Genomic DNA, 13,383 nt, shown 5'->3' on the forward strand with positions numbered 1-13,383 from the left:
CGATACCGACAACCACCCCCTCATTCATCTCCATCTGATCCCATCCTTGCCTAAGCGGGCTTTGCTTTCGCAAGCGGCCCCGGCGACTGTTCGGGTTCAATGGAACGGCGGACGGAGACCCAGGCTCTCCCACGGGCTTGGTGTCCAAAAGGTGCAACGGTCTTCCATCCGCCACCGCAACAGGCAGTACTACGCCAATAGCGGGTAAAGGGAAGTTACAAGGGTTAGGGTGAGGGGCAGATTTCGGCTCTAACCGGACAGCCGAACCCCTGTTCTTACCCCGAGATCTTCGAAAAATCCGCGACCGTTCCCGTCGCCGCACGGATCAGCCGGAGCAAGGCGAGGCGGTTGGCGCGGATGGCGGCGTCCTCGTCGTTGACGAGAACCCCTTCAAAGAAGCGGTCGACCGGGCCGCGCAGCTTGGAAAGCGCCTCCATCGCCGAGCGGAAGTCCTCGCCGGCGACGGCGTTCGAAGCATCCTTAGAGGCGCCTGAAATCGCCGAAAACAGCTCCTTCTCGGCGTCGAGCTTCAGCAGCGCTGCCGAAACGCCATCGGCGATCACGGTGCCCTTCTTTTCCTCGGCAGCGAGCAGCTGCGTCGCCCGCTTGGTGCCGGCAAGCAGGTTTTTGCCATCCTCGGAGGTGATGAAGGCGGTCAGCGCTTCGACGCGGCGTGCCACCATCAACAGATCGTCGGCATCGGCTGTCAGCACGGCGTCGATGAGGTCGTAGCGGGCGCCCTGGTCGCGCAGATAGACCTTGAGACGGTCATGGAAGAAGGAGAGCAGATCGGCGTCCTTGGTCGTCGCCACCAGCGGCAGGCGGACCCTTCGCTCCAGCAGGATACGGACGACACCGAGTGCCGCACGCCGCAGTGCGAACGGATCCTTCGAGCCGGTCGGCTTTTCGTCGATCGCCCAGAAGCCGGTCAGCGTGTCGAGCTTGTCGGCAAGCGCAATGGTGATCGCCACCTTGTCCTCCGGCACGCGATCCGACGGACCCTGCGGCTTGTAATGGTCCTCGATCGCTGCGGCAACGGAGGCATCCTCACCCTGAAGCACCGCATATTTGCGGCCCATCAAGCCCTGCAGTTCCGGGAATTCGCCGACGGCTTCGGTGCGAAGATCGGCCTTGGCGAGCACCGCGGCGCGATCGGCGAGCGCCGCATCCGCGCCGATGATCTTGGCCAATTCCTTGGCCAGCGCCCGGATGCGCGAAACGCGCGCCCCCTGCGTGCCGAGTTTGGCATGGAAGGTCACGTCGAGCGCATCGAGCTTGGCCATGCGCTGGTCGAGCGGCTTCTTCAGGTCGAGATCGAATTTCTTTGCGGAAGCCTCAAGCGTCTCCAGATCCGGCAGGTCGCCCTGATCGCGCTTCCAGAAATGCAGCGCATCCGAAAGCCGGGCCCGCACCACCTTGCCGTTGCCGTGGACGATTTCCTTGCCGCCGTCGATCGCCTGGATATTGGCAACCAGGATGAACTTGTTCGACAGCGTTTCCTCACCCGGTTTGCGCGTGACGAAGCACTTCTGGTTGGTCTTGATCGTCAGCCGGATGATCTCGGAGGGGATGGAGAGATAGTCCTTCTCGAAGCTGCCCATCAGCACCTGCGGCCATTCGACGAGGCCGGAGACTTCCTCCAGCAGACCTTCGTCTTCTACCAGCTCCAGCCCATTGGCGAAGGCGATGTCGCGGGCGTCGTGCAGGATGATGTCCTTGCGCCGCTCGGCGTCGAGGATGACCTTGGCCCTCTCCAGGTTCGCCGCATAGTCGTCGAAGCGCCGCACGGTGATCGGCTCGGGCGCGTGGAAGCGATGGCCAAAGGTGATGTTGGAAGCGGTGATACCGTCGATCTCGAAGGGGATGACGGTGGTCTCCTCATGCTCCGGGCCGAAGGTGCAGACGATCGACTGCAGCGGCCGCACCCAGCGCAGCGCGCCGGGTCTCGTGGAGGCCTTGCCCCAGCGCATCGACTTCGGCCAGGGAAAATCGCGGATGATGCCGGGCATCACCTCGGCGACGATCTCTTCGGCCGCGCGGCCCGGCCTGGAGATGACCGCGACGTAGAAATCGCCCTTCTTCGGATCGCTCACCACCTGCGCCTCGGAGACCGACGAAAGGCCGGCGCCGCGCAGAAAGCCTTCGATCGCCTTCTCGTTGGCGTCGGTGCGCGGCCCCTTGCGCTCCTCGCGCACATCGGCCGAGCGCGCCGTCAGACCGTGAATGTCGAGCGCAAGCCGCCGCGGCGTCCAGTATTCGCGTGCGCCCTCATAGGACAGACCGGCTTCGACTAGCGCATCGGTGACGAGCTTCTTGAGGTCGCCGGCAGCCTTGCGCTGCATGCGGGCCGGAATCTCTTCGGAGCGGAGTTCGAGAAGTAGGTTTGGCATGTCGAATTTCCTTGGCCCCCGCGACAGGGGAGAGGTGGCAGGGGCGCCGGGTCAAAACGTTGCTTCTGCTAGCAAAAAATGGCGTATCTGCACAACCGCAAAATCGCCGCCTTTCCGGCATGCTTTCCTGTGGATCGGCACCTGTCTGTTAACTCCAACATTGCCTTGCCGCTTTTCGCCGCTATGGTCCCGCAACTTTCGTCGAAACAGGAAATCCCAGGAAACCTCATGGCCGCTGACCTCCGTTTTCTCGCAGCTCGCATCTCGGCCGAAATCAGCGCCCGTCCCGAACAGGCCAAAGCCGCCATCGAGCTGCTCGACGAGGGCGCCACCGTGCCCTTCATCGCCCGCTACCGCAAGGAAGTGACCGGCGGGCTGGATGACACGCAGCTGCGCAATCTTGCCGAACGGCTGGTCTATCTGCGCGAACTCGAAGCCCGCCGCGATACGATCGTCGAATCGATTGCGGGCCAGGGCAAGATGACCGATGAGCTGAGGGTGAAGGTGGCTGGTGCCGAGACCAAAGCCGAACTCGAAGACCTCTATCTGCCCTACAAGCCGAAGCGCCGCACCCGCGCCGAAATTGCCCGCGAACGCGGCCTCGGCCCGCTTGCCGAGACCATTCTTTCCGACCGCGGCCGGGAGCCGGCGGTGCTCGCCGAAGGCTTCATTACTGCTGACGTGCCCGATGTGAAGACGGCGCTCGAAGGCGCCCGCGACATCATCGCCGAAGGCATTGCTGAAAATGCCGACCTGCTCGGCAGATTGCGCGCCCATATGCGCCAGGCTTCGCTGCTGAAGGCCAGGGTCGTCGACGGCAAGCAGGCGACGGGCGAGAAGTTCTCCGATTATTTCGACCATTCCGAACGCTGGGCGACCGCCCCCGGCCACCGCGCGCTCGCCATGCTGCGCGGCTGGAATGAGGAGGTGCTGACGCTGACGATCGAGGCCGACGCCGAGACCGCCTCTCCGAACAAGCCGGTCGAACGCATGATTGCGTCAGCCTACGAGATCGGGGCGAGCCGCCCCGCCGACCGCTGGTTGATGGAGGTCGCAAGCTGGGCCTGGCGCGTCAAACTTTCCATGTCGCTCTCGCTCGACCTGATGCGCGAACTGCGCGAAAGGGCCGAAGAGGAGGCGATCCATGTCTTCGCCCGCAATCTCAAGGATCTGCTGTTGGCAGCCCCTGCCGGCTCGCGCGCGACGATGGGTCTCGATCCCGGCATCCGCACCGGCGTCAAGGTCGCCGTCGTCGACGGCACCGGCAAGGTGATCGCGACCTCGACCGTCTATCCCTTCCAGCCGAGGAACGACGTGCGCGGCGCCCAGGTCGAACTCGCATCGCTGATCCGCAAGCACAATGTCGAGCTGATCTCGATCGGCAACGGCACCGGTAGCCGCGAAACCGAAAAGCTGGTGGCCGACATGCTGGCCGAGTTGCCGGCGCCGAAGCCGACCAAGGTCATCGTTTCGGAAGCCGGCGCCTCGGTCTATTCCGCCTCGGCGACCGCAGCGGCGGAGTTTCCCGATCTCGACGTATCGTTGCGCGGCGCCGTCTCCATCGCCCGGCGCCTGCAGGATCCCTTGGCCGAACTGGTCAAGATCGAGCCGAAGTCGATCGGCGTCGGCCAGTATCAGCACGACGTCGACCAGCAAAAGCTGTCGCGCTCGCTGGATGCAGTGGTCGAAGACGCGGTCAACGCCGTCGGCGTCGATCTCAACACCGCCTCTGCGCCGCTGCTTTCCCGCGTCTCCGGTCTCGGCCCGTCGATTGCCGATGCCATTGTCCGCCACCGCGACAGCGAGGGCCGTTTCGAGACCCGGCGGGACCTCATGAAGGTCGCCAGGCTCGGCGGCCGCACCTTTGAGCAATGCGCCGGCTTCCTGCGCATCCCCAACGGCAAGGAGCCGCTCGACGCCTCCTCCGTGCATCCGGAGGCCTACGGCGTCGCCAAGAAGATCGTCGCCGCCTGCGGCCGTGATCTGCGCGCGTTGATGGGCGATAGTGCGGTGCTGAAATCGGTCGATCCGCGCCAGTTCATCGACGAGAAATTTGGTCTGCCAACGGTCAGGGACATCATCTCGGAGCTGGAAAAGCCGGGTCGCGACCCGCGTCCGAGTTTCAAGACCGCGACCTTCGCCGAGGGCATCAACGAAATTTCCGACCTCAAGCCCGGCATGGTGCTGGAAGGCACGGTGACCAATGTCGCCGCCTTCGGCGCCTTCGTCGATATCGGTGTGCACCAGGATGGTCTGGTGCATCTGTCGCAGCTTGCCGATCGCTTTGTCAAGGATCCCCACGAGGTCGTCAAGGCGGGTGACGTCGTCAAGGTGCGGGTCGTCGAGGTCGATGCCAAGCGCAAGCGGATCGCTCTTTCGATGAAACGCGACGACGGTTCTTCGGCACCTGCGCAGCGGGGTGATTCTCGCGGAAACCAGGCTTCCAAACCCCAGAACGAGCGCCGTCCTGCGGCCCCGAAACCGGAAAGCCAGGGTGCTTTCGGCGCGGCTCTTGCCGAAGCCATGAAGCGAAAATAAGAGTTTAGCCGGTATTTCGGCAAAAATGCAACAGTTTGGCAACGTTCTGAGCGGAGTGCTAAATCCGGCGCTTGTAAGGCGAAAGAGAGCGACTAAGTTGATGTGACCATTCTGTCACATTTGCGAGGCGTCCATGGCGTCGGCTTTCCTATCGATCGTCCAGCAGATCATCCGCAAGGGTTCGTTGAAACTTACCCTTGCCAATGGCGAAACCCACATGATCGGCGACGGCACCGGTGAATCCGTCGCTGCCCGTCTTGCCGATCAGGAGGCCGAGGACGCCATCCGGCGCGACCCGACAATGAAGCTTGGCGAAATGTATATGCAAGGCCGGTTCATTCTCGAACAGGGCAACATTTACGATTTCCTGTCGCTGGTGAAGCAGAACACCACCAACGAGATCTTCGATTTCAAGATGGCAATGTTGCTCGTTGGCCGCATTGCCTGGCAGCAGGTGAAGAGCCGCATGCCTGGCAATCGCAACAAGCACAACGTCGCCCATCACTACGACCTGTCGGCCAAACTTTTCGATCTGTTCCTCGACGAGGACTGGCAATATTCATGCGCCTATTTCGAACCACCAGACATCGGTCTCGACGAGGCGCAGCTTGCCAAGAAACGCCATATCGCCGCCAAGCTTCTGCTCGAGCCGAACCAGCGCATCCTGGAGATCGGCTCCGGCTGGGGCGGTATGGGCATGTATCTGACGGAAGCGACCGAAGGAGCCGATTTCACCGGCATCACGCTGAGCGAAGAGCAGCTCAAGGTCTCACGCGGCCGCGCCGAAAAGCGCGGTCTGTCCGAGCGTGTGCGTTTCGAGCTGCAGGACTACCGCACCATGACGGGCAGGAAATTCGACCGCATCGTTTCGGTCGGCATGTTCGAACATGTCGGTATCGGCAATTACGGCAATTTCTTTCGCAAGGTATCGGACCTGCTCGACGACAACGGCGTCATGGTGCTGCATTCGATCGGCCGTCCGAAGCCGAGCTTCGGCACCAATGCCTTCATCGAGCGCTACATCTTCCCGGGCGGCTATATCCCTTCCGTCGGCGAAGTCGTGCCGCCGCTCGAAAAGGCCGGGCTGCTGGTCAAGGATGTCGAAATCCTGCCGATGCATTATGCCTATACGCTGCGCCATTGGCGCGAGCGTTTCGTGGCGCGCAAGGCCGAAGCGGTGGCGCTTTACGACGAGCAGTTCTTCCGCATGTGGGAATTCTATCTGGCCGGTTCCGAAATCGGTTTCCGCTGGGACGAACTCTTCATCCTGCAGATCCAGATCGCCAAGAACCAATTCGCCGTTCCCGACAACCGCAATTACATCGCGCGGAACGAGGCCAAGCTGAAGGAATTCGAGGCAAGGCGCGCACCGCTGGAAAAGGTGGCGTTCTGAGCGGCAGCACTTGTGCCGGTCACAATGAAAGCCGGCCACAATGAAAGGACTGCGGATGAGCAGTGCGTTTCCCGAAATCTATCTCGTCCGCCATGGCGAAACCGAATGGAGCCTGTCCGGGCGCCATACCGGACGCAGCGATATTCCGCTGACGGCGAACGGCGAGGACGCCGCCGGCAAACTTGCCGAACGGCTCGCCGGTCACGCCTTCTCCGCCGTCTGGTCGAGCCCGTCGGCGCGGGCCCGCAAGACCTGCGTGCTTGCCGGTTTCGGATCGGGTGCGGTGATCAAGGAGGATCTCGCCGAATGGGACTACGGCGCTTACGAAGGCATCACCACCAAGGCGATCCTGGCGGAGCGCCCCGGCTGGCAGCTCTTTCGCGATGGCTGCCCGGATGGAGAGTTCGCCGCCGATGTCGGTGCCCGTGCGGACGCCGTCATCCACGCGCTTCGCCAAGCGGACGGCACCATCCTGATCTTCTCGAGTTCACATTTCCTGCGTGTGCTCGCCGCCCGCTGGCTCGGCATGCCGCCGGAAGGCGGCGCGCTTTTGGTGCTCGATACGGCTTCTATCAGCGTGCTCGGTTACGAACACGATCTGACGGAGCCGGTCATTCGCCGGTGGAACCAGCGGTAGGGCATCTGGGGGGAGCGGGTTTGCGGAATTCGATAGCAGATGCCATCAGCCGTGTGGGCCACACGGCACGACTCCCAACAGCGTCCTTTGTTCACCGTGGTTAACATTGGGGTAACGACATCCGGATAAGTGTAGCCGTCGCCGCTCTCCGCGGCTTTGTTTTTGCGTTTTCTGGAGTGCGGACGTGTCTCATCGGTCAGTCGTATCGATCTCTTTGGCTATTGGCCTTTTTTCCTTTGGTTCGGCGGCGGCGCAGGAAAGCGGCCAGCATTTCTGGTCCGGCGACTGGTATCTGAGCGTCGGTGTCGCAGGCTTCTCCGCCCCGAAATTCGAGGGCTCGTCGCATAATGAATTCAAGTTCAGCCCGCTGATCTCGGTCGGCCGCCAAGGCGCCGGCCCGCGTTTTTCCTCGCGCAACGACAATCCGTCCTTCGCCCTCATCGACAAGGGCGCCTTCCGCGCTGGTATCGTCGGCAGGTTCGTGCCGTCGCGCGATGACGGCGACGGCCATGAGCTGAAGGGCTTGAAGAAGGTCAAGTGGGGTGCCGAAGCCGGTGGTTTCGTCGAAGTCTATCCGACCGATTTCTTGCGCGCCCGTGCCGAAGTCCGTCAGGGCATCCGCTCATACGACGGCGTCGTCGCCGATCTCGCGGTCGATGCCTTCACCGATATCGCGCCCGACCTGCAGCTGTCAGGCGGCCCGCGCGCGACATTTGCGACAAGCGGCTATTACGACGCCTATTACGGCGTCAGCGCCAAGCACGCCGCCGCAAGCGGCCTTGATCCCTACAAGCCATCGTCGGGCATCCAGTCCTATGGCGCGGGTGCCGCCCTGACCTGGAAGGCGACCGAAAACCTCTCGGCAAGCTCCTTCCTCGAATATAAGCGGCTGGCAGGTCCCGCCGCCGACAGCAGCCTGGTGCGAGACCGCGGTTCGAAGAACCAGGTCCTGATCGGCGTCTCGGCGACCTACAAGTTCAATTTCTCCCTGCAGTGATCCAATGCATGTCGCCCGGAAGTGTGTAGCGGTTCCGGGATAACGACATCCATTAAACATCCAACGCATGTCGCCCGGAAGTGTGCAGCGGTTCCGGGATAACGACATGCATGAGACAAAGAGATCGCTTCTTGACCGGATCGCCGGCCGGTCGCTAGATGGCGGCATGCAAGATACCGGCGACTTCAACGATCGCGTTTCCGACGCACCTTCCGACAACTGGGTCTATCGGATCCTGCCGCAGTGGCTCTGGCCTTATGCCCAGCTTGCGCGGTGGGATCGCCCGATCGGCTGGCAGTTGTTGATGTGGCCGTGTTTCTGGTCGGCAACCCTTGCCGCCAATGCGGCGATCGGCGAGGGCCTCTATTCCGGCAGTCTGCTGGTGTCTCACCTTTTGCTCTATTTCATCGGCGCGGTCGCCATGCGCGGCGCCGGCTGCACCTATAACGATCTCGTCGATCACGAAATCGACATGGAAGTGGCGCGCACCCGTTCGCGTCCGCTCCCCTCGGGCCGCGTTACGCGCGCCCACGCGAAGATCTTCATCGGCCTGCAGGCGCTGGTCGGCCTCGTCGTGCTCTTGCAGTTCAACTGGCTGACCGTTTTCCTCGGCGTGCTTTCGCTCGGGATCGTAGCGTTTTATCCCTTCGCCAAACGGTTTACCGACTGGCCGCAATTCTATCTGGGGCTTGCCTTCTCCTGGGGCGCGCTGATGGGCTGGGCCGGCATTTTGGGCGGCCTCTCCTTTGCCGCCATCCTGCTCTACGCCGCCTCCGTCGCCTGGACGATCGGTTACGACACGATTTACGCCCATCAGGACAAGGAGGACGACGAACTGATCGGCGTCCGCTCCACCGCGCGGCTGTTCGGCGACAGGACGAGGCAATGGCTGATCGGCCTTTATGGACTGACGCTGGTGCTGATGTTTATCGCTTTCGTTCTTGCCGGCGCCAATATCATCGCGTTCCTGGCGCTGCTCGGGGCCGCCGGCATGTTCGCCTGGCAGATCCTCCGCCTCGATATCGATGATGCCGGCCAATGCCTGGCGCTCTTCAAGTCGAACAATCGCGTCGGCCTGATCATCTTTTTCGGCTTGTTCATCTCGCTGCTCTTCGCCATTCCCTGAATGGGGCGATGACTTCAGCGATGCATGAAACGATAAACCCGGCGCAGGCGCCGGGTTTCAAAATGCTTGCAAAAACCGAGTGTCGCTATTTCGCTCAATTGCGGGCGATGATTTCCTTGCCCTCGATCTTCATGGCGACACCCAGCCGACCGGTGGTGCGGCGCACGAGGAAGCGCGGGCGCCGGTTGGCGAAGTAGGAATGACGGCGGCGCGGCTTGAGATCGCTGGTGCGCAAGGCACCAATATGGTCTTCGAGCGGACGGGCGACGCCGTCGGCCTCGACCATCAGCATCGGAATGCGGAAGGCTTCCGACCAGCTGCGCCAGTCGGCGGCGATATCGCTGAGGTCATGGGCGACGAGCAGCGGAATGCAGAGCTCCGGATCGGCGTGGTGAAGTTCGAGAGTGACGGTGACTTCGCCGTCGCCATGGTCGATGGCGCGGGCAGCGACGCCCTTGAAGACGCGCTTCGGCAGGGCAATCGAGAGCGGCAGGCCGCTGGAAGGGAGGACCTTGCGCAGCACAGCGCCGCGTTCGTCTATGGTAATGTTGACGTCATCCGAACAATCATGGATGGCGTAGCTGACCTGCTGGGGAAAGCGGGCCGGATCGAGGCGTAACGTCGTGCCAGCCCAGGCGGGCTTCATTGCGGGATTGTTCATGTCATTCTACCCTTGTCTTACCTGAGAGCCGATTTCCGGTCTTCTCCTTGGGACTGTTCGTCCTCTATGGCCGACAATAGGGGCCTGCCGTTCCGTACAGCTTAAAAATTGCGGTTAAGAAAACTTTGCCTCCTATGATGGTTATCAAAACCGAATCCGGCAGGGTTTCCGGAAGGTGAACGGTGTGGTGTGCTGAAATGATGCATCCTGAGGTAAGCCTCAGGTAAGCTTTCCGTGGCAAAATATGCTTACCAGCAGTTCGTTCTTTTAGAGAGTTTGCCGAAAAGGGCGCTTTTAATGATCACGGCTTCCCTCGCTTACACGATCCTGTCGAAGGATATGACGTCGAGCCTCAACAAGGTTGCGTCGCAGGCGACGGTCAAAAAGGACGCTCAGTACTACGCCGACCATATCAACAAGGTCACATCGGTCGACGACTTTCTCGGTGATTACAAGCTCTACAGCTATGCGATGAAGGCCTATGGTCTGGAGGATATGACCTACGCTAAGGCCTTCATGAAGAAGGTGCTCGAAAGCGATCTCACCGACGCCAACAGCTACGCCAACAAGCTTTCTGATACGCGTTATCGCGAATTTGCCTCCGCCTTCAATTTCAATGCGCCTGCCAAGGATGTGCAGACGGACGCGCAGGAGGACGATCTCATCGGCCTCTACAAGCAGTCCTTCGTCGATGCCGACAAGGCGGCGAGCACCGAGAGCACCTATTACAGCAACAATATCGATAGCGTGCAGACCGTCGACGATCTGGTCAACAACACCCGGCTGCGCACCTATGTACTGACGACTTTCAAAATCGATCCCACCTATGCGTCGAAGGATTTTCTGCGCCAGGTGCTGACGAGCGATCTCAGCGACCCCACGAGCGTCGTCAACACGCAAGGTGGCGACAAGTACAAGGCGCTTGCCGCCCAGTTCAGCTTCAACGCCGACGGTACAGTCACCGGCACGGCGCAGACGGCGGCGCAGAAGGCGTCGGTCGTCGAGACCTACACGCTGAATTCCCAATCGGTGATCATCGACAATTCGGTCGGCTCCGACGTCTACTATGTCGGCAAGACGGCGGCTGACTACAACAAGGCCTATTATACCGCCAAGATCGGCACGATCACCAATGTCGACGATCTGGTCGCCGACAAACGCCTGACCTCCTACATCACGACGGCCTACAGCATGGGCGCCGACTTTACCGCGGCAGCGTTGCGCACGGTGCTGACCGACCCCGGTTATGCCCAGCTGATGGGCTTTACCAATGTCTACAACGCCTTCAACTTCAAGGCGGACGGGTCGACCTTGAGCACGGCGCGCGTCCAGACGGTTGATCAGGCGAACAAGCTGTCATCGGCAGCGTCGAGCACCGCCAACTATTATAATGTGACCTCGCAATCGAGCGGCATCACCAATGTCGACGACCTGCTCGCCGACAATGTGCTGGCGCGTTCCATCAAGGATGCCTATGGGCTTGGCACCAATTTCAGCAATGCCGACCTGAAGAATATCCTGACGGATTCGGCCTATGCCGCGGCCCAGGGCCATGCCGGTCTCAATGCCGACTTCAATTTCCAGGCGGATGGTTCGATCAATGGTTCGGTGATCCAGACCGCGGCGCAGCGGAAATCGACGACCGACAAGTTGGCGGCGAACGCAGCGCATTTCAACAGCATGATCGGCAATGTCACCAATGTCGATGACATCATGTCCGATACTGTCGCAGTCAGCTATCTCAGAAACAGCATGCAGATCGCCGACAGCGTCTCCGATGCGACGTTGAGGACGTTCCTTGTCGACCCTGCGGCTGCCAGCACCCAGGGTTACAGCGACGTTAACGACCTCTTCAATTTCAAGGCCGACGGTTCGGTCGCGACGCTTTACGCCTCGCAGAGCGCAACCCAAAGCGCCAGCACTGCCAGCAAGGCCAATGATGCGGCCGTCTATTACCAGGCGACCATCGCCGGCATCTCAAACGTCGATCAGTTGCTGTCGGATCAGAAGCTGAACAATTTCGTGCGCAACGCCTTCGGCATCCCCTCCACCGTCACCGACGTCGCTCTTCGCAATATTCTGACCGATCAGAGCGGCACCGGCACCTATGCCGATGTTGCCGCCGCCTTCAACTTCAAGGCGGATGGCACGCTCGAGGACGGCATGCAGGCGCAGACGGCGGCACAGATTACCAACACGAAAATTGCCGCCGGAGCCCGCACCGACGATTATTCCGCCCGGATGGCGACAATCGGTAATGTCGACGATCTCATCGCCGATGACGCCATCACCAATTTCCTGAAGAGCACCTACAATCTGCCATCGGCTACCTCGAACGCTGATCTGAAGAGCATTTTGACCGATGCGACTGCGGCAGCCGCAGCCGGCCACGCCGATCTCAATGCCGACTTCAACTTCGCCGCCGACGGATCGCTCCCGGTCGTCAGCTCGGTCCAGACGGCCGATCAGGCGCAAACCACCAATGACAATTATATGGCTCGCTATGACGACGAGCGCGACGAGGCGATCGACGAAGTCACCTCCAATTACACGAGCATGATGGCCGATAGCACCAGCCTGCTCGATTTCTCCGAGATCAAGAGCGTCAACGATTTCCTGCGCAGCAATTCCTCGGCCGATTTCAAGAAAAGCAACGACAAGCTGCCGGATCCCTACCATGTGGCGCTGCAGGCTTTCGGTCTGACCGACCAGGAGGTGCCGCGCTCGATGATGCGCAAGATCCTGACGAGCGATGCATACGACCCGAAAGGCTATATCGCCTCGCTGAAGGACGAACGCATCACCAACCTTGCCCGCGCCTTCAACTTCGGCCCCGACGGCAAGGCGGCGTCACCCTTCCAGGCGCTTCCCGATGCGACGTTGGCCAAATACGCCACCGATTATAAGGCGCATGTCACCATGCTGTTGAAGGCCGGCCCGTTAAAGGACAAGGCATCGAAGGACGCGACGACCGAGGTGGATTACTTCGCCAAGGGCATGGCGAAGGTGAAGTCGCTCGACGATTTCCTCGACGACAGCCGCCTGACGAATCTGGTGCTGAAAGCCAACAACCTCGACCCGAAGGATTACGACAAGGCGACACTGAAGAAGATCTTCACCTCCGATCCCGACGACAAGAAGAGTTATCTGAACACCAAGGCCGATGCGCGCTTCAAGGATATCGTCGCCGCTTTCAACTTCGACAAGGACGGCAATCTCACCCGCGCCAAGGTAGGCACTATCCAGAACAAGGCTGCCGAAGACCACACCCAGAAGCTTTTCGTCCAGCAGACGATGGAAGCCCAGCAGGGCGAAAGCAATGACGGCGTCCGCCTGGCGCTCTATTTCAGCCGCAAGGCCCCGAACATCACCTCGATCTATTCGATCCTCGGCGACAAGGCGCTCTATCAGGTGATCACCACCGCCTACAGCCTGCCTTCGCAGATCTCGGGCATGGATGTCGCCAAGCAGGCCGACCTCATCAACCGCTTCGTCAAGCTCGAGGATCTCCAGGATCCGAAGAAGGTCGACAAGCTGCTGCGGCGCTTCACCGCCATGTACGACGTCAAGAACAGCACGCAGCAGTCGCCGGCGCTGCAGATCCTGACCGGCGGCGGCGCGCAGCAATCCTGACCGTCGGT

8 protein-coding genes are annotated in these 13,383 nt (G+C 61.1%); 6 read left to right on the plus strand and 2 right to left on the minus strand.

All coding sequences use genetic code 11. The annotated features are described in order from the left end of the window. Positions 1-275: 275 nt before the first annotated feature. Positions 276-2,390, minus strand: coding sequence for a glycine--tRNA ligase subunit beta (gene glyS, locus HJB83_RS32285; RefSeq protein WP_221133210.1), 2,115 nt, complete (start codon positions 2,388-2,390; stop codon positions 276-278). 228 nt (positions 2,391-2,618) lie between these two features. On the opposite strand from glyS, the gene HJB83_RS32290 reads away from it, so the two are divergent. The 5 genes from HJB83_RS32290 to ubiA all read left to right on the plus strand — a co-directional run bounded on the left by HJB83_RS32290 (position 2,619) and on the right by ubiA (position 9,081). Further along, positions 2,619-4,928 (plus strand): Tex family protein, encoded by a 2,310-nt coding sequence (locus tag HJB83_RS32290; protein ID WP_207583155.1) that lies wholly within the window; start codon positions 2,619-2,621, stop codon positions 4,926-4,928. Positions 4,929-5,061: 133 nt separating this feature from the next. Beyond that, positions 5,062-6,321 carry a cyclopropane-fatty-acyl-phospholipid synthase family protein gene (locus HJB83_RS32295; RefSeq protein WP_207583156.1) on the plus strand — a complete coding sequence of 420 codons (1,260 nt, stop codon included), beginning with the start codon at positions 5,062-5,064 and terminating at the stop codon, positions 6,319-6,321. A gap of 55 nt (positions 6,322-6,376) precedes the next feature. After that, complete coding sequence (locus HJB83_RS32300; protein ID WP_221133211.1) at positions 6,377-6,958, plus strand: histidine phosphatase family protein; 582 nt, start codon at positions 6,377-6,379, stop codon at positions 6,956-6,958. A gap of 184 nt (positions 6,959-7,142) precedes the next feature. Continuing rightward, the gene (locus tag HJB83_RS32305; RefSeq protein ID WP_207583162.1) at positions 7,143-7,955 is read left to right on the plus strand and encodes a MipA/OmpV family protein; all 813 of its coding nucleotides are present in this window, start codon (positions 7,143-7,145) and stop codon (positions 7,953-7,955) included. A 166-nt stretch (positions 7,956-8,121) separates the two neighbouring features. Then, entirely contained in the window at positions 8,122-9,081 is a 960-nt protein-coding gene (gene ubiA / locus HJB83_RS32310; protein WP_221133222.1) for a 4-hydroxybenzoate octaprenyltransferase, read from the plus strand. Positions 9,082-9,175: 94 nt separating this feature from the next. On the opposite strand, the gene HJB83_RS32315 is transcribed toward ubiA, so the two are convergent. Then, entirely contained in the window at positions 9,176-9,742 is a 567-nt protein-coding gene (locus HJB83_RS32315; RefSeq protein ID WP_221133212.1) for a DUF6101 family protein, read from the minus strand. Between the two features lie 297 nt (positions 9,743-10,039). Here HJB83_RS32315 and HJB83_RS32320 point away from each other — a divergent pair, with 297 nt between their 5' ends. Continuing rightward, positions 10,040-13,375, plus strand: coding sequence for a DUF1217 domain-containing protein (locus tag HJB83_RS32320; RefSeq protein WP_221133213.1), 3,336 nt, complete (start codon positions 10,040-10,042; stop codon positions 13,373-13,375). The last annotated feature ends 8 nt before the right edge of the window (positions 13,376-13,383 follow it).

Source organism: Rhizobium sp. NZLR11 (assembly GCF_019685115.1).
Lineage (GTDB): Bacteria > Pseudomonadota > Alphaproteobacteria > Rhizobiales > Rhizobiaceae > Rhizobium.